At 57.4% G+C, this 25,263-nt stretch carries 17 protein-coding genes; 12 read left to right on the forward strand and 5 right to left on the reverse strand.

Annotated features, from left to right (window positions below; translation table 11 throughout):
* The first annotated feature begins 18 nt into the window (after positions 1 to 18).
* From C7534_RS32905 to C7534_RS23240, 3 genes are all read left to right on the forward strand, one after another.
* Positions 19 to 522 (forward strand): hypothetical protein, encoded by a 504-nt coding sequence (locus C7534_RS32905; protein ID WP_256594810.1) that lies wholly within the window; start codon positions 19 to 21, stop codon positions 520 to 522.
* 463 nt (positions 523 to 985) lie between these two features.
* Positions 986 to 1,279: a metal-sensing transcriptional repressor gene (locus tag C7534_RS23235; RefSeq protein WP_046027176.1), complete on the forward strand. Its 294-nt coding sequence runs from the start codon at positions 986 to 988 to the stop codon at positions 1,277 to 1,279.
* 7 nt (positions 1,280 to 1,286) lie between these two features.
* Complete coding sequence (locus C7534_RS23240; protein WP_109787159.1) at positions 1,287 to 2,423, forward strand: nickel/cobalt efflux protein RcnA; 1,137 nt, start codon at positions 1,287 to 1,289, stop codon at positions 2,421 to 2,423.
* A 98-nt stretch (positions 2,424 to 2,521) separates the two neighbouring features.
* Here C7534_RS23240 and chrA read toward each other — a convergent pair whose 3' ends face one another.
* Positions 2,522 to 3,880 (reverse strand): chromate efflux transporter, encoded by a 1,359-nt coding sequence (gene chrA, locus C7534_RS23245; protein WP_109787160.1) that lies wholly within the window; start codon positions 3,878 to 3,880, stop codon positions 2,522 to 2,524.
* A 250-nt stretch (positions 3,881 to 4,130) separates the two neighbouring features.
* Between chrA and C7534_RS23250 the strand changes: the two genes are divergently transcribed.
* Positions 4,131 to 7,031, forward strand: coding sequence for a sensor domain-containing phosphodiesterase (locus tag C7534_RS23250; protein WP_109787161.1), 2,901 nt, complete (start codon positions 4,131 to 4,133; stop codon positions 7,029 to 7,031).
* Positions 7,032 to 7,040: 9 nt separating this feature from the next.
* Here C7534_RS23250 and C7534_RS23255 read toward each other — a convergent pair whose 3' ends face one another.
* Entirely contained in the window at positions 7,041 to 8,069 is a 1,029-nt protein-coding gene (locus tag C7534_RS23255; RefSeq protein ID WP_256594802.1) for a GlxA family transcriptional regulator, read from the reverse strand.
* A 159-nt stretch (positions 8,070 to 8,228) separates the two neighbouring features.
* Here C7534_RS23255 and C7534_RS23260 point away from each other — a divergent pair, with 159 nt between their 5' ends.
* Both C7534_RS23260 and C7534_RS23265 read left to right on the forward strand, forming a co-directional pair.
* Positions 8,229 to 9,020 carry a cysteine hydrolase gene (locus C7534_RS23260; RefSeq protein WP_109787162.1) on the forward strand — a complete coding sequence of 264 codons (792 nt, stop codon included), beginning with the start codon at positions 8,229 to 8,231 and terminating at the stop codon, positions 9,018 to 9,020.
* 234 nt (positions 9,021 to 9,254) lie between these two features.
* A complete protein-coding gene (locus C7534_RS23265) occupies positions 9,255 to 10,091 on the forward strand; it encodes an alpha/beta fold hydrolase (protein ID WP_109787163.1) in 837 nt (278 codons plus the stop codon).
* An 81-nt stretch (positions 10,092 to 10,172) separates the two neighbouring features.
* Here the strand turns inward: C7534_RS23265 and C7534_RS23270 are convergent, their stop codons facing one another.
* Positions 10,173 to 10,733: a YSC84-related protein gene (locus C7534_RS23270; RefSeq protein WP_046027182.1), complete on the reverse strand. Its 561-nt coding sequence runs from the start codon at positions 10,731 to 10,733 to the stop codon at positions 10,173 to 10,175.
* A 387-nt stretch (positions 10,734 to 11,120) separates the two neighbouring features.
* Here C7534_RS23270 and C7534_RS23275 point away from each other — a divergent pair, with 387 nt between their 5' ends.
* The 5 genes from C7534_RS23275 to C7534_RS23295 all read left to right on the forward strand — a co-directional run bounded on the left by C7534_RS23275 (position 11,121) and on the right by C7534_RS23295 (position 21,136).
* Positions 11,121 to 12,290, forward strand: a complete 1,170-nt coding sequence (locus C7534_RS23275; RefSeq protein ID WP_158283932.1) for an EAL domain-containing response regulator — start codon at positions 11,121 to 11,123, stop codon at positions 12,288 to 12,290.
* Positions 12,291 to 12,426: 136 nt separating this feature from the next.
* Positions 12,427 to 13,053: a response regulator transcription factor gene (locus C7534_RS23280; RefSeq protein ID WP_046027186.1), complete on the forward strand. Its 627-nt coding sequence runs from the start codon at positions 12,427 to 12,429 to the stop codon at positions 13,051 to 13,053.
* Positions 13,054 to 16,707 carry a transporter substrate-binding domain-containing protein gene (locus C7534_RS23285; RefSeq protein ID WP_109787164.1) on the forward strand — a complete coding sequence of 1,218 codons (3,654 nt, stop codon included), beginning with the start codon at positions 13,054 to 13,056 and terminating at the stop codon, positions 16,705 to 16,707.
* 517 nt (positions 16,708 to 17,224) lie between these two features.
* Positions 17,225 to 20,617, forward strand: coding sequence for a YadA-like family protein (locus tag C7534_RS23290; RefSeq protein WP_158283933.1), 3,393 nt, complete (start codon positions 17,225 to 17,227; stop codon positions 20,615 to 20,617).
* A gap of 69 nt (positions 20,618 to 20,686) precedes the next feature.
* Positions 20,687 to 21,136: an outer membrane protein assembly factor BamE gene (locus tag C7534_RS23295; RefSeq protein WP_109787166.1), complete on the forward strand. Its 450-nt coding sequence runs from the start codon at positions 20,687 to 20,689 to the stop codon at positions 21,134 to 21,136.
* Positions 21,137 to 21,227: 91 nt separating this feature from the next.
* Here the strand turns inward: C7534_RS23295 and C7534_RS23300 are convergent, their stop codons facing one another.
* On the reverse strand, positions 21,228 to 22,418 hold the full coding sequence (locus C7534_RS23300) for an EAL domain-containing response regulator (protein WP_109787167.1): 1,191 nt from the start codon (positions 22,416 to 22,418) through the stop codon (positions 21,228 to 21,230).
* A gap of 218 nt (positions 22,419 to 22,636) precedes the next feature.
* Here C7534_RS23300 and C7534_RS23305 point away from each other — a divergent pair, with 218 nt between their 5' ends.
* On the forward strand, positions 22,637 to 23,644 hold the full coding sequence (locus C7534_RS23305) for an Ldh family oxidoreductase (RefSeq protein ID WP_046027845.1): 1,008 nt from the start codon (positions 22,637 to 22,639) through the stop codon (positions 23,642 to 23,644).
* Between the two features lie 32 nt (positions 23,645 to 23,676).
* Here C7534_RS23305 and C7534_RS23310 read toward each other — a convergent pair whose 3' ends face one another.
* Positions 23,677 to 25,257 carry an aldehyde dehydrogenase (NADP(+)) gene (locus C7534_RS23310; protein WP_109787168.1) on the reverse strand — a complete coding sequence of 527 codons (1,581 nt, stop codon included), beginning with the start codon at positions 25,255 to 25,257 and terminating at the stop codon, positions 23,677 to 23,679.
* Positions 25,258 to 25,263: the final 6 nt, after the last annotated feature.

Consider the following 25,263-nt stretch of genomic DNA (forward strand, 5'->3'; position numbering starts at 1 on the left):
AACCTTATGGAAGCAATCATGCTTTTAAAAAACAAGAGTCTTGTTGCTGTAATGTCATGCGCCATGATGCTTGCAGCCGCCCCGTTACTCCCTGCTAACCTGTCCATGATGAACTCCGCCTATGCGAAAGACGGTGGTGGTGGTGGTGGTGGTGGTGGTGGTAATGGCGGTGGTCACGGCGGTGGAAATGGTAGTGGAAACGGTGGTGGCCATGGCGGCGGTGTTGGGAGCGGTCACAGCGGTTCAGATCACGCCGGCAACTCCAACAGTAATGGCCACGGCAATGGACTGAGCAGCGATCATGCCGGCAGGTCTGTTCGCGACCATGGCATAAGCGGGAACCACTATGGCAATGATCGCAATGGTGATCGCGCTCATGGTTCAACCACTTCAGGTATCGCCCACTCCAAAGATACTCGCGGTGTTGCTAAAGCCACCGCTGTTTCGAGATCCACCCCTGGGGATCACAACGCCAAAGGATTGAGTAACGCTGCGACGTCGGGATCGAAACATTCGTTTTGAGTCAGTGGCTGGTGAGCGCTCAAGATACTGTTGACTGAACGATCGACAGGTTCAGCTCACACCTGACTTTGCACGAGCGTCCTGCAGAGAAAACACGCGACACCTTTCGACTTTCTCAAAGGTGTCGTGATTTGAACCAGAGGGCCGGTCCAGACGACCCTCTATCGGCTGTGGATTTCACCGATTGAATCCACACCCCAAAGCCGCCATACAGAAGCCGAAACTGATCTGTTTTTTACGGCGGCCTTCACAATCCACATCACACGTTCGATTGCAGCGCCGGGCCAAGAGCGGCAGCCGCTGTTAAATTGCTGCGCGCCCAATTCAAGGGCCGGAAAGTCCCCGTGCTTACAGGGCAAAGTGTTTATGTTTTGGCACGCTTCGAGGGCTTGATGCGTTTGACGGTATCCCCCCAGGGGGGATAGGATGCCGCCGTAATTCATTGAGGCCAGAGGCTCAAGTCATGAGTGAGCACGGACACAACCATTCCCACACCCACCAAAGTCATGAAGCGATTGTCAAACGCCTCAAGCGCGCAGATGGCCATCTACGCGGCATCATCACCATGATCGAAGAGGGCCGTGATTGCGTGGACATCGCTCAGCAACTGCATGCGGTCGAAAAAGCGGTGTGCCAAGCCAAGCGCACGCTCATCCAGGATCATATTGATCACTGTCTGGAAGACACCGTCTCGGCGTTGAACAATGGCGAGCGCGCACCACTGGACGCGTTCAAACAAATCACCAAGTACCTCTAGGCCAGACATGCCCAACTTCGCTGAACTGCTGCAACAGGGTGGGACTCACGCCTGGCTGTACTTCCCGAGCGCAATTTTACTTGGGGCCTTGCATGGCCTGGAACCGGGTCATTCAAAAACCATGATGGCGGCCTTCATCGTGGCCATTCGTGGCTCGGTCAAACAGGCGGTTTTGTTGGGTTTGGCCGCGACGCTGTCGCACACGGCAGTGGTGTGGCTGGTCGCCATCGGGGGCATGTATTTGGGTAAAGGCCTGGATGCTCAAACCACGGAGCCTTACTTCCAGCTGGCGTCCTCGGTATTGATCATCGTGATTGCGCTTTGGATGCTGTGGCGCACCTGGCGCGGTGAACAAATGTTCAAGTTCGAGCAAGGTGACAATCATCACCACGGCGAACATGGCCATGGCCATCATGATGAGACCCACCGCATCGACACTGGCCATGGCCGAATCGAACTGTCGATCTTTGAAGAAGGCATGCCACCGCATTGGCGCCTGAAGGTATTGAGCGGTCATGCCTGGAGAGCCTCAGATGTTCGCCTGATGACGACCCGTCCAGACGGCAGCACTCAATCGTTCTCTTTCGTCGAGCGCGAGGGTTTCCTGGAGTCGGCCGTCGATATCCCGGAGCCGCATGAGTTCAGTGCTCGCTTGAGTCTTGGGCATGCGGGCCACTCCCATGATTACGATCTCGAGTATCAGGAACATAATCACGGGCACGAGCATTCGGAGCTGGAAGGTCTGGAGTTGTCGATTGATGGCTATCAGGACGCACACGAACGAGCGCACGCCAATGATATCCGCAAACGCTTCACCCACCGCGAGGTCACCACGGGGCAGATCGTCATGTTCGGTCTGACTGGCGGTCTGATTCCATGTCCTGCGGCGATTACCGTCTTGCTGCTCTGTCTTCAGGTTAAAGAGGTCGCGCTAGGGGGCATGCTGGTTCTGTGCTTCAGCATCGGCCTGGCGATCACTTTGGTGACGGTGGGCGCTGCTGCGGCCATTGGCGCTAAGCAAGCGTCCAATCGCTGGCCCTGGCTGGGCGCCGTTGCTCGTCGCGCGCCATACCTGTCCAGCGTATTGATCATCGGTGTTGGCCTCTACGTGGGCTTTCATGGTTGGATCGGCCTGAATGCGTAAATAGACCATCTCAGGCGATGCTGCCTGCATGGCTCATTAGGCGAGGATGATCTGGCGGGCCCGAAGCCCGCCAATTTTGGTCAACCCGTTCAAGCTCTCTAGCGCAGCAAATGCACTGCCAAACCGGCAAGCGCACAGACCATCAACACCTGAATGACACCGCGTTTGAAGCGGAACAAGGCCACCGCCGCCGCAATGGCGATCAGTGCAGAGGGCCAGTCCAGGTTGCCGCTGAAGCCCTTCGGCCAAAGCACGTGATAGCCGAAGAAACACGCCAGATTGAGGATCACTCCAACCACCGCCGCCGTAATGGCGGTGAGCGGTGCCGTGAACTTGAGTTCGTTGTGAGTCGACTCTACCAGCGGGCCGCCCGCGAGGATGAACAAGAACGAAGGCAGGAAGGTGAACCATGTCACCAGGGACGCCGCGACAGCGCCAGCCAGAAACACCTGATCAGCTCCGAAGACTTGCGAGACATAGGCGCCGACAAACCCCACGAAAGCCACCACCATGATCAGTGGTCCAGGCGTGGTTTCCCCCAGCGCCAGGCCGTCGATCATCTGAGTCGGGGTTAGCCAGCCATAGTGACCGACCGCACCTTGGTAGACATAAGGCAGCACCGCGTAGGCGCCACCAAAGGTCAGCAATGCGGCTTTGGTAAAGAACCAGCTCATCTGGGTCAAGGTGCCTCCCCAACCAAAGAGAGCGGTCAAAATCCCCATCGGCAACGCCCATAACGCCGCGCCGATGAGTGCGAGGGAGGCGAGTCTCAACCCGCTAAATCGGGCATGTTCAGGGGGCGGCGTGTCGTCATCGATCAAGGCTGGGCCAAAGGACTTTTTGGCGGCGCTGTGGCCCCCGACCCTGAATTTCTCGGGTGCCAGGCGTCCGCCGACATAACCGACCAATGCCGCGCCCAGTACGATCAACGGGAATGGAACATTGAAGGCGAAGATCGCCGTAAATGAGGCCGCAGCAATCACCCACAGCCAATTGTTCTTCAGCGCCCGAGTGCCGATCCTGTGTGCCGCCTGCACGACAATCGCTGTCACCGCAGGCTTGATTCCATAGAAGAGTCCGGCGACCACGGATACTTCACCGAAGGCGATGTACATCCACGACAGGGCGATCAGAATGAACAGCGAGGGCAGCACAAACAGTGCACCCGCAATGACGCCGCCCCATGTTCGATGCATCAACCAGCCGATATAAGTCGCTAGCTGCTGAGCTTCCGGCCCCGGGAGCAACATGCAGTAGTTGAGGGCATGCAGAAATCTGCGCTCGGATATCCAGCGCCGTCGTTCTACCAGCTCCTGGTGCATGATCGAAATTTGTCCCGCAGGCCCGCCGAAGCTTATGAACCCCAGCTTCAGCCAGAACCAGAACGCCTCACGCAGACTGATCGCTTGCGGCCTGGACAGCTCCTCGTCAACGGCCAACGCGCGAGCCTTGCTCATAAATGTGTTCCTCTTGTTTTTTGAAAGACTCGCAACGGATCTCGCGCCATTCCGGGCGACCTCGCACATCAGTGTAGAAACGTTGTTCTGGACAACCTGTAGCAAATAACTCGCTGTCCGTCCCATAGTTGGCATTAAAGCGAATAAAACTATTGAAAAAAACTTCTATTAGCTTTAAACGAGAAGCTCACCGGCACATTGCCAGTAATCAGCATGTGAGTTTCGCCAGTTTTTGGCTCAGGGAGCACTGATGAGTTTTCGTCCATTGACCGACTCCCCGCGGCAATCGACCGATTGCGACGCTGTCGCACCTTCACTGAATGAACAACCCGATACTGTCGGCATGACCTGTGCTGACAATGAAGACACGATCGCCCAATTATTGGACTCAGCTCGTCACTGGGCCCACACCACCGCGTGGGGGGTTTACCGCGCCGGTGAACAAATGCATTTAGTCGGGCAGGGCGACCCTCGGGTGCAATGGCCATCAAGCATTGCAAACGAAGCGTTTGAAGCCTTTTGCCTGACCATGGGCTTGCACCGCTGGCCGACCGGCAAAGGCGAAAGTGTGCTGGGCTGGCTACTCGCGCCAGTCGATGATGCCGCGCAGCCAGCGCTCGCCGAGTTTGCCCGGCGCCTGGGGATTCAGGTACAGACCAATACCCTTGCCCGTGCGCAGATTACTCAGCGCGTACTGTATGAAATTACCTACCTGGCCAGTTCGACCCGCGACCGGTCAGTGTTTCTGGTGGGGGTTCACCGGCTGCTGGCCAGCCTGATCGACGCCGAGAACTTCTATCTCGCGCTGTATGACCCGCACAGCGGCAAGATTGACTACCCGTATTACGTCGACATCATCGACGTTGATGCCCTGGAGTCGGAAAACTACGAATACCTGGACCCTTCGCACCTGTCGCTGACCGGCCAGGTGTTGACCTCCGGACAGCCGTTGCTGATCGACGCCGCCGGCATTCTCGCGGCTCAGGCCCAGGGCCGATTCTACTGCGTGGGTGATCGTCCAGAGTTTTGGATGGGCGCGCCGTTGAAAAATGCTTCGGATGACGTGTTTGGCATGCTTGCCATGCAGGTCTACGACGTTTCTCGTACCTACAGCGCTGAAGACCGCGCGCTGTTCCTGGTGGTAGCCCGCCACGTGGCCATGGCGCTGGACCGGATCCTCCACCGAGAGGACCTGGAAGCGACGGTGATGCGCCGCACCCTGGAGCTGTCGGCACTCAACGATGCCTTGAGGCAGGAAGTGGCGGACCGCGAGCGTGCCGAACATCTGCAGAGCGCGCTGTTCCAGATTGCTGAGCTGTCGAGCCAGCCCGGCGACATGGCTGAGCTGTTTCAAACATTGCATGGCATCGTCGGTGATCTGCTGTTCGCGCAAAACTTCTACATCGCGCTGTTCGACGACGCGACCACTGAAGTGACCTTTCCCTATTATGTCGATGAGCGACAGACGACCCGCCCGGCGGCCCGGCGTGGGCGCCGGGGCTTGACCGAGTACGTGATCCGTCAGCGTCGACCTTGCCTGATTGATGCCGGCGAGGCCGAACGATTGGCTGCGCGCGGTGAAATAGAACTCGCCGATGAGTATGTCCGGTCCTATTCCTGGCTAGGCATCCCCTTGTTTGATGGCGATGCGGTGCGCGGCGTGCTGGCGGTGCAAAGCTATACCTCGCAGGTCTGGTACACCCTGCGCGACCAGGAACTGCTGACGTTCGTGTCGCGCCACATTGACACCGCGTTGTCGCGACGCACAGCCGCCGAAGCGATCCATGCCGCCAACCTCAAGCTCGAAGCCCGGGTACAGAACCGCACCCGCGAGCTCGATCACGCCAACGCCAAATTGCAACACGAAAACTCCCACGATGCGCTGACCGGCCTGCCGAATCGCACCTACCTGCAACAGCGCCTCGGTCTGGCCTGGTCGCAGTTCGGCAGCGAAGGCGGGCACCTGGCGGTGATGTTCATCGACCTCGACCGTTTCAAGATGGTCAACGACAGCCTCGGCCACCATTTCGGCGACCTGCTGTTGATGCAGGCCGCCCAGCGGTTACGCGGTTGCCTGCGCGAAACCGACATGCTGGCTCGCCTGGGGGGCGATGAGTTTTCGGTGCTGGCTCCCGCAGCGCCGCTGGAGGTGGTGATCGAAATCGCCGAACGGATCCTGGTGGCGTTTGACCTGCCGTTTTTCATCAATGGCCATGAAGTTTTTTCGTCGTGCAGTATTGGCATTGTCAGTGCCGACGGCCAATTCCATCACGAGCCGGCCGACCTGCTGCGCGACGCCGATGCGGCGATGTACCGGGTCAAAAGCGCCGGGCGCGACAGCTACGCAGTGTTCAACCAGGAAGTGCGCCGTGAAGTCTCGGACCAGGTTGAGCGGGAAGGGGCCTTGCGCAATGCGCTCAAACGTACAGACGAACTGCTGCCGTATTTCCAGCCGATTGTCAGCGTCGAAACCGGCGAACTGTTGGCCCTTGAAGCGCTGATCCGCTGGCATCAGCCGGGCGGCCGGGTGATCGCGCCGGGCGAGTTTTTGCCGGATGTCGAGGGGTTGCGCCTGATCGGTCGACTGGACCTGTACATGCTCACCAGCATTGCAGTAATCCTCGCACAGCCCGAGCACGCCAATTGGCCTGCGGTGCACGTCAATTGCTCCAGCTACAGCATGACGCGCCCGGAATTTGCCAGTGAAGTGCTTGCCCTGTTGGCCCGGTGCGGGGTCGCGCCGTCGCGGATCTGCCTGGAGTTGACCGAAGGTGCTCTGGTCGCAGAGCCAGCCATTGCCCGACTGACCATGCAGCAACTGGCCGACAACGGCATGTCGGTGGTGCTCGATGACTTCGGTGCAGGGTTTTCATCCCTGAGCTATGTGCATCAATACCGTTTCAGCGGCCTGAAGATCGACAAGTCGTTCATCCTCGAACTGACCACCAGTGCCCGCAGTCGCGCCATCGTGCGGGCGATTGTGCGCATGGCCGAATCGCTGGACCTGAGTGTGGTGGCCGAAGGTGTCGAGGACAAAGCGACCCTGGACTTGCTGCGCGAAATCGGCGCTGAGCAGGCCCAGGGTTACTACTTTGCCAAGCCGATGGGGTTGGAGGCGTTGTTGGCGAGTTCGCTGCTTGATCAACGCTGAGCGCCTCGCTTACGCCGACGTTTGATCCTCCTTTCTCCCAGCCCCGCCAGTATCTTTGGACTGTCGGGCACTGCGCCGCAGTTCTTGCGGCGTGCGCCCTACGACTCGCACGAAACTGCGCAGCATGTGATCGGCATCGCCGAAGCCGAAGCACCTGGCGATCTCCTCGAAGGTTTGGTGTCCGTCCTCGACCAGTGGCCGCGCTGACTCGATACGCAGGCGCTCGATCGCTTTCGCCGGAGTCACTCCGATAGCCGCTGCGAATACGCGACCAAACTGGCGCACGCTCATATGGGTGACGTCGGCCAGTCGTTCAACGGACAGATCGTCACGCAGATGATCGCGCGCGTAGCTCAGCACCGTGCGGATGCGATCCGAGCCCGGGTCGAAATCCAGCAGCGAAGAGAACTGGTATTGACCCCCCGGTCGCCGGTAGTAAACCACCAGCATGCGCGCGACGGAACGCGACACCTCTTTGCCCAGGTCTTGTTCGATCATGGCCAGGGCCATGTCGATGCCCGCCGACATGCCGGCGGACGTCCAGACATTCCCGTCTTCGGTCCAGATTCGATCGCCGTCCACGCGCAGCAACGGATAGCGTGCTTGCAACTGCGGCGCATAGTTCCAATGCGTGGTCGCGACGCGACCGTCGAGCAGGCCGCTCTCGGCGAGCAGGAAGGCGCCGGTACAGACACTGGCCGTGCGGCGAGAGCGCGGGGACATGTCCCGTATCGCAGCCGCCATCGGCATCATCCGGTCATCGATTGGGGCTGTTGGTGCGCCGACGATGATGAGCGTGTCGAGGCGCTCGACAACCTGCATGGTTTCAGTCGCCACTTGCAGTCCGCTCGACGCGTGGATCAACCCGCCCTCCAGTGACGCGACCGTGAATCGATAGCTCGAAGGGCGCGCGCGATTGGCGTTGGTGAAGGCTTCGAGCGGGCCGCTCAGATCCAGCAATACGAAGCCTGGGTAGACCAGGAAACACATGTGACGCTGCATGAACGGAACGCCCAAAGTCTGAATGGGGGAAGCCATAGTACGCGCGTGCTGTCTGGAAGGTCACGAAGGAGTAGCGAGCCCATCCGCCTCCTGCAAGGTGGCTGCGCGTGTCGGCCGAAATCCAGGGATAAATGTCCATTTCGTGCCGTCTTCTCGCCGTACCGTAAATGCACCCCCACCCTTGAGGACGTGCAAATGACCTTCAACAGAACTACCCCCGGAAAAATGATCGCCTGCGCCACCTTGCTCGCGGCGTTCCTGATTGCACCGGGCATTGGCGCCGCCGCCGAGGACCCGTATGCCGACCCGGTCAAACCCGCGCTCCCAGCCTCCACCTTTGAGTGGGATTCCAGCCGAACCGCGCTGGTCGTGATCGACCCGCAGATCGATTTCATGAGTCCAGAGGGCGCGGGCTGGTCAGTCTTCGGTCAGAGCGTTACCGAGCAAAATCTGGTTCCGCATCTGAGCAAGCTGTTCACGGCGTTCAAAAAGGCCGGAGCGACGGTCGCTATCTCGCCGCACTACTACTATCCCCACGATCATAAATGGGAGTTCGAGGCGCCAGCGGAAACCGTTCAGCACAAGCTGGGGCTCTTCGATCGCAAGGGCGCCTTGACACTTGATGGCTTCCGTAACTCGGGCGCCGACTTCATGCAGGAGTTCAAACCCTTCATCGAAGACGGCAAGACCATCGTCGCCTCACCGCACAAGTTGTATGGCCCTCAAAGCAACGACCTGATGCTGCAACTGCGCAAGAAACGGATCGACAAAATCGTCCTCGTGGGCATGGCCTCCAATCTGTGCGTCGAATCGCACCTTCGCGAGTTCCTGGAGCGTGGCTTCGAAGTGGTTGTCGTCCGCGACGCCGTCGCCGGTCCGAAGCTGCCTGACGGCGATGGATACGGTAGCGCGCTGGTCAACTTCCGCTACATCGCCAATGACGTGATGACGACCGACGAAGTGGTGAAAAAACTCGAAGGGCAGTGATCCAGGGTATGTGCCATCTCCTGACCAGAGACGGGGGCCTTGTGGCTCCCGTCTCTGCTGACTGACGCGGAGTACCAAATGAGCAATAACAAAAACAATGGGCCTGCTAGCCCGGACCGGCGAGATTTTATCGTTCTTGGCTTGAGTGCCGCCGCACTGGCGGCGTTTTCTTCGGCGCCTTGCCTTGCAATTTCGTCCGTCAACTCTCCTGACATCAACAGTGGAAGCATGATCATGAGCAAAGTGACTACCCAAGATGGCGTTGACATTTTCTACAAGGATTGGGGGCCGAAGAACGCCCAGCCCATCGTGTTTCACCATGGGTGGCCGCTCAGCAGTGATGATTGGGACAGTCAGGCGCTGTTCTTCGTTGGCTTGGGTTATCGCGTCATCGCACATGATCGGCGCGGCCACGGCAGGTCCTCTCAAGTGAGCGGCGGCCACGACATGGACCACTACGCTGCAGACGTCGCGGCGTTGGTTCAGAACCTGGATCTACGCAACGCTGTGCATATCGGTCACTCGACCGGAGGCGGGGAGGCGACGCGCTATGTCGCCAGGTATGGCCAGGTGCAGAAACGCGTGGCCAAACTGATTTTGATTGGTGCGGTACCGCCTGTCATGGTCAAAACCCCGACCAACCCAGGCGGTCTTCCCATCGGGGTGTTCAATGACATGCGCAAGCAACTGGCAGCCAACAGGTCTCAGTTCTATCTGGATGTCGCCAGTGGCCCGTTCTACGGTTTCAACCGCCCGGGTGCCGCTGTTTCGCCGGGCATGATCCAGAACTGGTGGCGCCAAGGCATGGCCGGCGCGGCAAATGCCCATTACGAGTGCATCAAGGCCTTCTCTGAAACCGACTTCACGGATGACCTGCGGGCGATCACCGTGCCAACCTTGGTCATGCACGGTGACGACGACCAGATCGTTCCCATTGCTGACTCGGCGCTGCTGTCGAGCAAACTGCTGAAAAATGGGTCGCTGAAGGTGTATGAGAAGTTCCCCCACGGAATGTGCTCGACGCACGCCGATGTGGTCAATCAAGAGCTGCTGAAGTTCATTCGCGGCTGATCGGGGCAAGCCATGGTCCTGCTGCTCGCAGGGCCATGGCTGACCGCATTGTTCGCCCGATGTCCAACCAAACAACGGGATTTAACGTTTTATCAAGGAAATCTTGGTTCCTTCAATACTGACGCCAGCCATCAAGCCTTGCTGGTCGATGATGAACGCGTACGCGTCATCTTTGAGCGTCGAGCTGGAAAGGTTTTTCGCAACCCCTTCATCAACCACCACTACCGTGGGTCCTACACCGATTTCCCAACCTTTGGTTTCAGCGACATATTTCACCGCTTTGTCGGTCATCAGAAACAGCACGTAGCCATACGACTGGGCGCCAGCCTGTAGCCCCCATGACCCACTGACAGAGTTGTAATAGTTATCTACTTTCGTGCCCTTCATTAACACGCCTTCGCCATAGCTGCCGCCGAAGACAAGGCCTGCCTTGATGATTTTCGGGAAGACCAAAATCGCCTTGGCCTTGTGCGAGAGGGTTTCGGCAGCGGGAGTTGATTTGTAGAGAAGTTGCAACGCTTGCCGAGAGTCGGCATTCAGGTCCTCGGCGGTGGCCGCACCGGCAGTGTTCAGGAGACTCGCCGATGCCAATGAGGCTGCCGCGAGGAAGAGCGATAGGAAGAACCGCGTTGATTGAGTCATTTGCGTACTCCGATAAGGGAGCATTGGACGCGAGCAGCAGTCAGCGCCTGCCTCAGACAGGAACCGAAACCACTGGAGTATCCGGCGCACCCTGAAATATGTGGATTGCAAGCGTCGCTCTTGATTGCAGGGGACAAGGCCACTGATCGGTTGCGATGCCATCAATGGTTGTGACCACTGTGTCAGTGTAGGGTTCGCTGTCAGATTTGCTACTGGCCGATATCGACCTAGGCAACCTCCGATACTCTGCGCATGCTTGGCCGACACCTTGGGAAATTCCCTACAAGAAAGAGGGCTGTTTCCTACGGCGAGTGCTCACTTTTTTAACCAGTATTCAGCGCTGATCAAGACTGGAAGAGTGACCGACCAAACATGAAATACCCGAGGGTGCTGGTACTGGATGACTACGCATTTACGCGCAACATCCATGTGATGATGCTCCGGCGCTTGGGCGTAACAGATATCCTTCAAGCAACGGATGTCCGGCAGGCACTGCTCGAGTTAGAGGCCTCAGGTGGGGTTGACATCGTATTGTGTGACTTGGCTGGCAGAGACCTTAATCATCTGGAGTTTCTCCAACAGGCGGCGAGAACAGGAATGGTCCGGGCCGTAGCGCTCTGCGGCACCTTGCAGCCAACCGTGAGCCGGGCACTTGAGAGAACGGCGCTTTTAGTCGGCCTTGAGCTGCTGGGGATAATGAGCCAACCCATGCAGATGCGCCCCTTGCATCGGATAATCCAGCAATACCGGCAACGCTGGGGGGTATCGAAGGTAGAGCCCGAAATAGCGAAACTAATACCTAGCGCCTACGATATTCGCAGGGGATTGGCGCAAGGTGAGTTTCAGGTCTGGTATCAACCCAAACTCACTTTGCGCGAAGACACCTTTACTGGCGTCGAGGCACTGGTCCGTTGGGATCACCCGACTCGGGGGTTGTTGTTGCCTCGCGACTTTCTGGCTGAAGTGTTGGCGCACAACCTGATTGGTGAAATGTTCGAGCACGTGCTGGAGCAGGGCTTGACTTTTCTAAGCGACATGCGCAAGCAAAACATGAATGTCGAGATCGCTTTCAATCTGCATGCCTCGCAGATGGCCTCGGATGATTTGGCGGATGACATACAATGCGCGCTAAAGCGACATGAACTCTCAGGCTCGTCATTGATTTTCGAGGTGGCGGAAAGCGGTCTGCTTGATCTCGATCCCAAGGCGCGGGACAACTTGTTGCGCCTGCGTATGCTCGGATGTGGCCTGGCCATCGATGATTTTGGTTTGGGGGCTTCTTCACTGCAACTGCTCTGTCACCTGCCTTTCAGCCAGATAAAACTTGATAAGAAGTTTGTAAATGCACTCCATCATCCTTTCAGTAAAACCATGGTAACCAGCACTCTGGCGCTGGCTCAATCGCTGAATATGAGCCTGGTCATTGAAGGCATCGGCAGCAAATGGGTACGAGACTCATTAGTGCAAATGGGGTGTGAAGAAGGGCAGGGTTTTTTTCTGGGACGGCCGATGTGCGCCAAGGTTCTTCGGACCTGGCTGCGCCAAAGACCCCAGTAACAGATTTGTAACAGAAACTAATGATAGCCTTGCACCTGCCGATCAGAAGGATGTAATGAAACTGTCTGTTGGCTTGGAGGAGGGGTTAACATCATCAATTGCGCCGTGGTTATAGTGGGAGCCAACAAGGACTAACATGTTAAAAGTAATCGTTGTAGATGATCATCCTTTTATACGTTCGTCAGTCAAAATGCTTCTGGCGCATGAAGGTTTTGAAGTCGTCGCGGAAACTGATAATGGCGCCGATGCCGTTCAACTGGTCATTGCTCATGAGCCCGACCTGGTTGTGCTGGACATCACCATTCCGAAGCTTGACGGCCTGGAAGTTATTCGACGTATTCGAGCGTTGGAGGTCCGCACAAAGATTCTGGTATTGACTTCTTTGGCTGCAAAATTTTATTCCATGCGGTGCATGAGTGCCGGTGCGGCGGGCTACATCTCCAAAACCGATGGTCTTGATGAGCTGATCAGGGGTGTCAAAGTCATCATGTCCGGTTATAGCTATTTTCCGGATATACAAGCCCTTTCTGTTCGCCGCAGCGATGGAAGCGCAACCGATGAGGAGTTGATTAGTACGCTCTCGAACAGAGAGCTGGCGATTCTCAAACAACTGGCGAATGGGCTCAGCAATAAAGAAATTGGTGACATCATGCTCTTGAGTAACAAGACCGTCAGCACTTACAAGGCGCGGTTGATCGAGAAGCTTAATGTCACGTCCGTTGTTTATCTGGCAGATTTTGCCAAACGCAACGATCTGCTTTAAATGGTGAAGTCTCTTTCATACTGTCTGTCGCTGGTCGTGCTTGTAATCACGGCCAATTTCACCTCTCCAGTAGAAGCACAACCCAGCACGCTGAGCGTGTTGGGTCGTTCCAGTGTCAACGGTGCTTATCACGTAACACTCGACGGGAGAGATTGGCGTTGGTTGCGCTCAAAGGCCGTATTGGTATTGGGGGCCTCGGCTCCCGATTACGCGGCGTTCGATATGACGATCAATAATGATCAGATGGAAGGGATGACGGTTGACTATGCGCAGTTGATTGCCGAGCTCCTGGGGGTCAAGGTTGAGATTCGCCGGTATGACAGTCGCGGCGAAGTGCTGGACGCGGTCAGAAAAGGAGAAGTGGATTTTGTCGGGACGGCCAATGAGTTCGAGACGCAGTCTCCGAACATTGTGCTCAGCCATCCCTATTCCAACGACAAGCCCACATTGGTCACCCGCAAGGGCGACAGCAGTGATTTGCCGGTAGACCTGAACGGCAAGACCATTGCCATGCTTTACCACTACCTGTCGCCTGATTCCGTCCGCGCTTTTTACCCTAAAGCCACCTTGCAGCTTTATCCCTCCATGCTGGGTGCCATTGGTGCTGTAGCGTTTGGCCAGGCGGATGTTTATCTCGGTGATTCTGTTAGCGCCAATTACCTGATCAATAATAATTTTTTAAATAATGTCGAGTTAGCGGACTTCTCCCGCATGGAAGTTCGCGACTTCAGCTTTGCCATGAATAGCGCAAACCAACCCCTGATTCGTGTCGTCAATGCAGCCGTAGACGCGATTCCAGCGAGTGCACACATGGAAATCATGAACCGTTGGGGGGCGGGCGGGGAGAGCATGCCAGGCAAGCGGCGTCTGAATTTCAGTAGCAGTGAGCAGCGATGGCTGGATGAGCACCCCAGTGTTCGGGTCAATGTCGTGGGGGGGTATCCGCCTTTGTCATTTTTTAACAAGAATGGCGACTACGCAGGTATTGCCCATGATGTGTTGAGCAAAGTATCGCTGCGCACAGGGTTGAAATTTGATATTCGGGTAATGCCGTCGGTTGCTGCGATGGTGGAAAATGTTGGCAAAAATGATTCCGAAATTATAGCCGCGCTCACTCCGAGTTCGGAGCGCGAGCGTGCCTTGCATTTCACACGACCTTACTTGTCTTCGCCCTATGTGCTGATTGCCAAAGCGAACACCGACATTTCATTTGCGCCCGAAAAACTCGCTGGCAAACGCTTGGCGCTGGCTCGCAGTACGGGCATGCACGAATGGCTGGCGGCCAACTTTCCCAAGATCCTGCTCGTCGATGCTGACAACTCTGAACATGCTATGAGTCTGGTCCTGCATGGTGAAGCGGATGCAATGGTTGGTCCGCTGATCATCAGCAATTACACGGTAAATCATCATTTTGACGGGCAGTTACGAGTCGTCAGCACCATCGGTAACGACTTTGCGCGCATGGCCTTCGCGACAAGCCGCGGGGCATTGGAGCTCCATTCCATTCTCGACAAGGCGTTGCTGAGCATTCCACCCGAGGAAATGGATGAAGTAACGAATCGCTGGCGTAACGATGTGTTGATCGAAGACAGCTATTGGACGCGTAACAGAACGCTCTTCATCCAGGCTATTGGTGGCGTGTTGGTGTTGTTGGCGCTGGCGCTGATATGGATCGCCTATATGAAGGTGGCGTTGCGCAGGCGCGATGAGGCTGAGCGGGCACTCAACGAGCAACTGGAATTTATGCGGGTCTTGATTGATGGAACACCCCATCCGATCTACATCCGGGACCGCAATGGGGTTTTGTTGATTTGTAATTCCAGTTACCTCAATGCCTTTAGGGTCGAGCGCGAGGATGTGGTTGGAAAGACCAAAGTGAAGTTGCTCTGCCCTGAGGACGCAAGGAGTTACGAGGAGGAGTTTCAGCGGATCATCAGCAGGGGCTCGCCGATGGTTCGAGACCGTGAAATAACGATGCTGGATGGCCGTAAACTGGAGATTTATCACTGGATGCTGCCTTATCGCGACAGTAATGGCGAAGTAGGTGGGGTGATTGCTGGATGGATTGACATCAGTGAACGCCAGGCACTTGTCGGGCAATTGCGTGAGGCGAAGGAGATCGCCGATGAGGCCAAGGAACATGCCGATGATGCCAATCGGGCCAAAAGTCTGTTTTTGGCGACGATGAGCCATGAAATCCGCACGCCTATGAATGCAATCATCGGCATGCTTGAGCTGGCGATGAAAAAGGCCGATCAAGGCGTAACGGACCGGTTTGCGATTGAAGTTGCGTCTGGCGCTGCTCGTGGCCTGCTGGATTTGATCGGCGATATTCTGGACATCGCCCGAATCGAGTCCGGGCGTTTGTCGCTGTCGCCAGAGAGGGCCAATTTGCGTGAGCTTCTGGAGTCGGTACTGCGGGTGTTCGAAGGTGTCGCCCGGCAAAAGCGTCTGAGCCTGCTACTGGATCTGGACTTCCAGATGCAGAGTGATGTGCTCATTGACCCTTTACGCTTCAAACAGATTGTTTCCAACCTGCTGAGTAACGCGATCAAGTTCACCCAGGACGGCCAGGTGCGATTGAGCATGCAGGCACGCCCCGCCAAAAATCCGCAGTTCATGGCCGTCGCCCTCGTCATTGAAGACACCGGTATCGGCATTTCGGAGGAGGATCAGCAGAGCTTGTTCAGCCCGTTTACCCAGGCAAGCAACAACACTCAATCCGGGCGCAGTGGTTCCGGGTTGGGGTTGGTGATCAGTCGGACGCTGTGCGAAATGATGGGTGGGCGTTTGCTCATGAGCAGCGTTTTCGGCAAGGGTACAAAGGTTGAAGTACTCATGAGTCTGCCAACGCTGGAACCACTGGCTGAACTGCCCGGGATGATGCCGCATGAAACTGCCGCGCAACATCAGGTGCTGAATGTGTTGGTGGTTGACGACTATCCTGCCAATCGACTTCTGGTGTCTCAGCAACTGAGCCACCTGGGACACCGGGTGAGTGATGCCGTAGACGGCAGGCTGGGTCTGCAAGCCTGGCGCAGTCAATGGTTCGATGTGGTGATCACCGACTGCAACATGCCGGTGATGAATGGCTATCAGTTGACTCAAGCCATTCGCGAAGAGGAACACACCAAAGGCCTCGCACCGTGTTTGATTCTGGGTTTTACCGCAAACGCCCAACAGGAAGAGCGGACCCGTTGCATCAAGGCGGGTATGGACGACTGCCTGTTCAAGCCTATCGGGCTGGAGGAGTTGAAGTCGTGCCTGGATGCCGTAGTGCCTGTTGTACGCAGTGAGGTGGAGACCTCGATTCAGCGCAGCAACGAGATTGACCTGACCAGTGTCGAGCAACTGACCAGGGGAGATAAAGCGTCGATCAATAGCCTGATTGATGATCTGTCCACCGCGAACGAAGAAGACATGGCGCGGCTGATCAAGTTGTTTACCCAACACGACCTGAATGCATTGTCTGACCTGGCTCACCGAGTGAAGGGGGGCGCGCGAATCATCAGGGCGCAACGACTGATCGAGTGCTGTGAACGTCTTGAAGAGGTTTGCAATGGCCGCGACACCTCTCAATTGGCTCAAGCGGTGGATGAGCTGCAACAAGAGATGGAGCAATTGGCCGAGAAGCTGAGCCTCTACGTGGCTTGAACGCAGAGGCCGAAAGGCCGGTTGTTTTGACCGGGCCGGAAATCAATCACGGCATAAACTGGGTTTATGCCGGATTCGCCAGGGAACACCAGAACACTACAAAGCCGTTAATTTCCTTGTATCGCCCCTAGTGCCCCTCGTTTTAACCAATAGAAGACTTCCTGCGATGCTCGCTCAGCGAAGCATGAATGGCCAAGTGTGCCTGATAGAAAAAACAGCCGCCCTTGCACGTCAACTTAATTAAAACTATCGCGGCCTAACATCAACTCTATCAAGCACCTCTCGTCGATGTTCAGTTACATCATCCTATTGTTGGAAATGTAAGGCGAAAGCCAACTACTTGTAGGAAATTTCCTAACAAAATCAGGTGGGCCAGTAGTGCGCCGAAATATGTTAGCGAGGTAATAACGCTAGGAAGTTTCCTACATTAAACACCAATGAACTTATCTACAGTCGCCCCATGGCCTCGGGTAGTTCATCTGTGGGCCCAAGCCCCCTCAGCAGGAAATGTAGCGTAATGAACAAAATATTCAGGTTGGTTTGGAATGCGGCACTCAATACTTGGGGTGTTGCTTCGGAACTTGCAACTGCCAAGACCAAATCCAATCGTTTAGGCGCCCCCCGCGACGCAACCACTGCCGCTGCGTCGAGCGTGGAACTGTTTATCGGGAGCGTTGCGGCCAGCGGCCACAAGAAGATCAATTCGGTAACTAAGCTTGCCGCTGCAGCATTGTTGTTTGGCGCCGGCTCCCTAAACGTTGCTTACGCAGGCAATACCTGTTTGATCAATGGCACATGGGTGACGGCGCCCACGGCCTCTGGGGACAATGCTCTCGCATGCGGCGAGAAAGCCAGCGCATCAGAGGTGGATGACCTGGCGCTGGGTAGTGGTGCGAACGCTAATGGCGCTATAGCGCCCGATGGGCACATAGGCGGCGCGATAGCCATCGGCAAGAACTCGAAGGCCCAAATGTACAACGCCATCGCGCTCGGGACCGGGGCGGCCGCCTACGGGACGGAAACTATGGCAATTGGTCAAGGCGCAACTTCGGGAGTGAGCGGTAACACCAGTATCGTGAAATCTTTGGCCTTGGGTTTCTCGGCTATTGCGTCTGAAGGTTATACGGTTGCCATTGGTTCAGGCACCAAAGCCACCGGCTACAGTGCTGTCAGTATCGGTAATGCTCCGATTGCTTCAGGTGCGAATGCGGTCGCGATAGGTACTTGGACCACTGCATCGGGCTTCAACAGCACGGGTATCGGTTATCTGGCGGTGGCGAATAATTCGAGGGCCACTGCGATAGGTGAATCAGCAAAAGCTTCCGGGGCCAGCGCCATCGCACTGGGTACTGGTGCTCGTGCCGAGGGCACAGCCAGCATCGGTATCGGCGATCTGAACGTAGTCACCGGCAATAAATCCGGTGCCATCGGGTCCGGAAGCTCTGTCAGTTTTAGCGGCGTATCCGGCAACAGCAGCTACAGCCTCGGCAACGGAAACGTTATCGCGAATAACAACACATTCGTGGTCGGCAATAACATCACCACCACGCAAGACAACAGCGTAGTGCTCGGCAACAACAGCACCGACAGAGCTGTCGTGGCCACGCCCACCGGCATCATCAACGGCACGACCTACAACTACGCGGGCGGGTCACCCACTGGCGTGGTGAGTGTGGGTTCGGTCAACGGCGAGCGCCAGATCATTAACCTGGCGGCTGGCCAGGTCAATTCCACCAGCACCGACGCCATCAATGGCAGCCAGCTGCATGCGACCAATCAGGCCATCGCCGCTGTCGACGCTGATGCGGTCAAGTATGACGACGGCACCCACAACGCTATTACTCTGGGTGGCACTACCTACGACAACAGCACTCACACCGGCGGCACCCGTATCACTAACGTGGCGGATGGCAAGGCGCCAAATGATGCGGTGAACTTCTCCCAATTGACCCAAACCAATAACAGCATCACCACCCTGGGTAATTCGCTGACCAACCTCTACGAGACCGGCACCAAGTACTTCCATGCCAACTCCACCGGTACCGACTCGGTAGCGTCAGGTCGGGATGCAGTGGCGATCGGCATGGGCGCGGTAGCGAGCCACGACGGCAGCGTCGCATTGGGCGCAGGCTCGGTAGCAGACGGCAGCACCTTGGGGCACAAGGCTTATCTGGTCTCAGGGACCGCAACAGGCGAAGTCAACATCGGCGACCGCCGCATCACTGGCCTCTCCGCCGGTGCAGACGATGCCGATGCGGTTAACGTCGAACAATTGAAAGCCGTCGCTGCGGGCGCCGCTGCCTCTGTGGCCGACGTGGTCAAATATGACGACAGTACCCATAACACCATTACCCTGGGTGGCAATACCTACGACAGCAGCACCCACACCGGTGGCACCACGATCACCAACGTGGCGAACGGTGTAGATGACAGCGATGCGGTGAACATGTCGCAGCTCAATCAAACCAATAACCAAGTGAGCAACAACACCACCAACATCACAAGCCTCAAAAATGACGCACTGCTGTGGGATACCAGCCTGGGGGCTTTCAGTGCCAGCCATGGCGGTGTCACCGTTAACAAGATCACCAACGTGGGTGCGGGAGATCTGAGCGCCAACTCCACGGATGCGGTCAACGGTTCGCAGTTGTATGCCTTGGGCCGACAGGTTACCGGCATCGATAATCGGGTAACGACTATCGAAAACAGCTTCAACACCATCAACAACGGTGGGGGCATCAAGTATTTCCGTGCCAACTCCTCGGGTGCTGATTCGGTGGCCAGTGGGGCCGAGTCGATTGCCATGGGGCCGAATGCCGTAGCGTCGGGCGCAGGCTCCGTGGCTTCGGGGAACGGTGCGAATGCGGCGGGCAATGGGGCTGTTGCCGTGGGCGAAGGCGCAAAGGCTTCTGCCAATGGCAGCGTTGCGTTGGGTAGCGGGGCCAGCGATGGCGGTCGTGGTGCTGAAAACTATACCGGCAAGTACTCCGGTGCCGACAACAAGACCGCAGGTACGGCCTCCATCGGCAACGCAGCAACGGGCGAAACTCGCACACTCAGCAACCTCGCGGACGGTAAGGAAGCCACCGATGCGGTTAACCTGCGTCAGCTCGATGGCGCTGTGGCCGAGTCCAAGAAGTACACCGATGACTCGATCAGCTCGATCAACAACTCCGTTGCGAATCAGGACAAACGGGTGACCGACGTCGACAACCGTGTGACCCAGGCGGTGACGAATGTCACTAACCTGCAAAAAGGCACTGACGGCATGTTCCAGGTCAACAACACGAGCAACCTGGCGAAACCGTCAGCGACAGGCGACGATTCGATGGCCGGTGGTGCGGGTGCCAAGGCATCAGGCAAGAACAGTTCGGCCGTCGGCACCAACGCTATTGCCGCGGGTAACAACTCGACGGCAATCGGCAATGGCTCCACTGCCAAGGCGGACAACTCGGTAGCGCTGGGTGCCAACTCGGTGGCTGATCGCGCCAACAGTGTTTCGGTAGGCGCTGCGGGCAGCGAGCGACAGATCACCCATGTGGCCGCCGGCACGGCGCCGACGGACGCGGTCAACCTTAGCCAGTTGAACAAGGGATTGGCTGACGCCACCAACAACGCCAATGCCTACACCAATTCGGTCTACAACTCGCTGAACAAAAATATCAAAGAGCTGGACAGCGACTTGAGTGCCGGTATCGCCGGTGCAATGGCCATGGCCGCACTGCCTCAGCCGTATACCGCTGGTGCAAGCATGACCTCCGGTTCCTTGGGCACCTATCGCGGGGAATCGGCGATGGCGTTGGGCGTGTCACGGATCTCCGATAACGGCCGGTGGGTCACCAAAATGCAAGCCACCACCAACACCCAACGCGACTTCGGCGCATCGGTGGGTGTGGGTTATCAGTGGTAACCCTTTCACGTTGATCCAGAGCCCGGCGCAGGCCGGGCTCCTTTCCCTATTTATCGTGTCGAGAATCTTATGCAAAAGCCCAATACATCACTGGTGAGCCTGTTTCTGAGCGCTTGCCTGGCCGCGACGCTGGCAGGTTGCGGTACCAATCGAAGCCATGTTGATGATCATGGCAAGTCCAGTGCCCCAGTGTTCCCGGCGCTCAAGGATGCCAGCCGTACCGAAGGCAGTTATGTGAGCGTGGAGAACTTGCGCAAGGTCGTGCCCGGCCTGACCAAGCCGCAGCTTTATGAACTGATTGGTTTGCCGCACTTCTCCGAAGCGATGTTCAACGTTCGCGAGTGGGACTACCTCTTCAAATTCCCACGGCCCGGTACCCGCGAGCCAATGGTTTGCCAGTACAAGGTGATGTTCGACGACAATAAAGTTGCGCAGTCGTATCTGTTCTTGCCGCCATCCTGTGCCCAGGTGCTGAACATCAATGCCGAGGAGGGCGCTGCTGCTCCTGTCTTCCAATAGCGTTGAATTTAACGCCATTGCCTGCTGAAACAGTGCTGCAAAAAAGAAGGCCCCTATGGGGCCTTCGTCGTTTCTGGCGTTTGCACGGGGTTCATGGGAGAGATGCAGGGGATAGACGCGACAGCAAATCTGCGCTGCTCATGGGGCTGGCATAAAAATATCCTTGCCCCCTTGAACAACCCAGATCAAGCAGCGTGTCTCGTTGCTCCAGGGTTTCGATCCCCTCGATGACAACTGACATGCCCAATGAGTCGCCCAGTGCGAGCGTGCTGCTGATAACTGCCTGGCAGCGTGGCTCGTGCAAGGTGCGCACGAACTCGCCATCCAGTTTGATTTCGTTGAACGGCAACTGGCACAAACGCTTCAAGGAGGAAAATCCGGCGCCAAAGTCATCAATGGACAGTTGGCAACCCATCATGCGAAGCCGAACCAGTGTTTCAAGGCTGGCCGCTGTAGCGTCCAAAAGCCCGCCCTCGGTCAACTCAAACGTCAGGCCATCGCCTGGCAGGTCGAAGTGATCCAGTATCGATTTGATCCGCTGCGTCAGTTGACCGCCCACCAGTTGAGACGTTTGCAGGTTGAAAGCGAAATTCAGGGCGATGTCTTTTTCGCGCAATTGTTTCTGCAGCGCCAAGGCCTGGTTCAACTGATCGAACAGTAACTCGTCCATCATCTCGCACCGCTCAAGCGTCGGCAGGAAGACCGCGGGCGATAAAATTCCCTTGATGGGGTGTAGCCACCGGGCGAGTACTTCGACGCCATACATCTCGCCGGTACGCAGATTGATTTTTGGCTGGTAATACGCCTTGATCTGATGGTCACGCAAGGCCTGGGTGACTTCCTGGCAATCAGGCAGGACCAGGTCCGGGGCTCGACTGGAGGGCTTGTATGAGCTGGCCGAGTACTTCTCCAATAACGGTGCCAACACTTCCGGTAGCAGGGGTTTGCCGACATCGCCCAGTAACTGCATACCCAACAAAGAGATAATTTTCTGTACCGAATACCGCAGATCCAAAGACATCGAACTGCTGATGATGATCGCGCCGACCAAATTGGAGTGGCTGGCCTGCTGCAAGAATTCCAGGCCATCCATGCCATTCATTCGCAGATCGCACAGCGTGATATCCACGGCGCCCACCTGTTGTAACAGTGCCAGCGCCTGTGATCCGTCTTCAGCCTGGAAGATCTCGGTGCACCCCAAGTGTTGGAGTACCTTGACTGCAAACGCTCGCTGAAAGGGATGGTCCTCAAGAACCAGTGCGCGGAGCGAAGGTTTATTCATCGCAAATGATCTTCATTATAGAAATATGGCCTGATAGTGCCGCACTAGAGGCCAACACTTTGTAGGCATGAAGCCACTGATGTGTAGGAAAAATCCGAGTGATCGCTTGGTGTAACGGCACTACGGGTATGCCCAATTCGTCATCAACCTTGCCTAAAGCGATCAAGCCGCAACGCTTGAAATGGGCCAGTCTGGACGGTCTGTCCAAGGAGTTGATTATGATCCGACTGTCCCTGATCGAAGCCCGCACGCTGGCCGAATCGATCCTGCTGCACAACGGTTTCAACGCTGCACACGCCCAAGCGGTAGCCGCCACGGTGATTGCTGGCGAGCGCGATGGCTGTGCCTCCCATGGTTTGTACCGGATTCTGGGCTGCGTCAATTCGCTGCGCGCCGGCAAAGTGCGGGCCGATGCCGAGCCGCAGGTGATCGATCAGGCCCCTTCGATCGTGCGTGTCGATGCGGCGGGTGGGTTCTCGCAGCTGGCTTTCCAGGCCGGTATGCCGCTGTTGGAGGAGAAAACCCGGGCAAACGGAATTGCGGCGCTGGCCATTAACCGCTGCGTGCATTTCTCTGCACTATGGGTGGAGATCGAACAACTGACCGCCGCCGGCCTGGTGGCGCTGGCCTGCAATCCGAGCCATGCCTGGGTCGCGCCTGCGGGGGGAAGCCAGCCCGTGTTCGGCACCAATCCCATCGCGTTCGGTTGGCCGCGTGCGGGTAAAGATCCATTCGTGTTCGACTTCGCCACCAGTGCGATTGCCCGTGGCGATATCGAACTGCATCGGCGTGCCGGCAAGCCGATCCCCGAAGGGTGGGGAGTGGACGCCGACGGGCAACCGAGTACCGATGCCAATGTGGTGCTCGATGCCGGCGCGATGTTGACGTTTGGCGGGCACAAGGGCTCGGCGCTGGCCGCGATGGTGGAGCTGATTGCCGGGCCGTTGATTGGTGACTTGACCAGTGCCGAATCGCTGGCCTATGACGCTGGCAGCAAGTCGTCGCCGTACCATGGCGAGCTGATCATCGCACTTGATCCGCGACGTTTTCTCGGCGAGGCCACCGAGCAGCACCTGGCGCGTGCCGAAACGTTGTTCGAAAGCATACAAGGGCAAGGTGCCCGCTTGCCGTCGCAACGGCGATATGAAGCGCGGGCGCGCAGTCTGGTGGAAGGGGTGCAAATCCCGCAGGCCTTGTACAACGACTTGAAGGCATTGCTGGATTAAAAGAAGACGGGCGCCAATGGCGCCCGTTCGGTTTACAACTGTTCGCAGTGGTTATGGCCATCGACCAGGCGATTGATCCCCAGCGGGTTGGCGTTTTGAAGCGCTTCGGGCAACAACGCATCCGGGCAATTCTGGTAGCAAACCGGACGCAGAAAGCGCTCGATGGCCAAGGTGCCGACCGATGTGCCACGGGCGTCGGAAGTGGCCGGATAAGGCCCGCCATGCACCATCGCATCGCACACTTCAACACCGGTCGGGTAGCCATTGAACAGCACGCGGCCGACCTTTTGTTCCAGCAGTGGCAGCAGTTCACCATGGGTTCGCAGGTCGCCAGCCTCGGCAATCAATGTGGCCGTAAGCTGACCGTGCAGGCTGTGCAGCGCTTGGTGCAGTTCTGCCTTGTCGGCCACTTCGACGATAAGGGTGGTCGGGCCGAACACTTCTTCCTGCAACAACGGATCACCATCAAGCAGCAGATTGACGTCAGCCTTGAACAGCTGCGGTTGAGCTTGATTGCCTTGTTGGACCTTGCCGGCCAGATGACTGATACCCGGATGGCGCAGCAGGGCTTGCACACCCGTGCCGTAGCTGGCGAGTGTCCCGCTGTTGAGCATGGTTTGAGCCGGCTGCTCGTTCATCAAGTGACTCAGCCTTGCGGTGAACGCACTGAACGTCGAGGAGCGAATGCCAATGACCAGCCCCGGATTGGTACAGAACTGACCACAACCTTGGACTACCGATGCCACCAGCTCGCTGGCGATTTTCTCGCCACGCACTTGTAGCGCTTCGGGCAACACCACTACTGGGTTGATGCTGCTCATTTCGGCAAACACCGGGATCGGCTGCTTCCGGGCGGCGGCCATATCGCAGAGGGCGCGACCGCCCTTGAGTGAACCGGTGAACCCCACGGCTTGAATGGCCGGATGCTTGACCAGTGCTTCGCCGACGCCGGCACCGTAGATCATGTTGAACACGCCGTTGGGCATGTCGGTTTGCTCGGCGGCGCGCAGGATCGCATCGGCCACCCGCTCGGCGGTCGCCATGTGCCCGCTGTGAGCCTTGAACACCACCGGGCAACCCGCTGCGAGGGCGGCTGCGGTATCGCCGCCGGCGGTGGAAAAGGCCAGCGGGAAATTGCTCGCGCCGAACACCGCCACCGGGCCGACGCCGATCCGGTACTGACGCAGATCGACCCGTGGCAGCGGCTGACGCTCGGGCAAGGCCCGGTCGATGCGCGCGCCATAGAAATCGCCACGGCGCAGGACCTTGGCAAAGAGGCGCATCTGCCCGCTGGTGCGCCCACGTTCGCCTTGTATGCGCCCGGCAGGCAACGCCGTTTCACGGGTTACCAGCGCAACGAAGTCATCATCCAAGGCATCCAGTTGCGCGGCGATGGCCTCAAGAAACTCGGCGCGCCGACTCGCCGACAGTGCCCGAAATGCCGGGTAAGCGGCAGCGGCCGCTTGGGCTGCGGCATCGACTTCCTCCCCCGTGGCCTGCATGAACGAATAGGGCAGCGCTTCACCGGTGCTGGCGTCATGGCTTCGCAAGGTGACAGTACCGGCGGCGCTGCGCGCACCGCCGATGTAGTTGTGGCCGATGATCTCGGGCATGGAAAA

The sequence above is a fragment of the Pseudomonas sp. OV226 genome (assembly GCF_003148705.1).
GTDB lineage: Bacteria > Pseudomonadota > Gammaproteobacteria > Pseudomonadales > Pseudomonadaceae > Aquipseudomonas.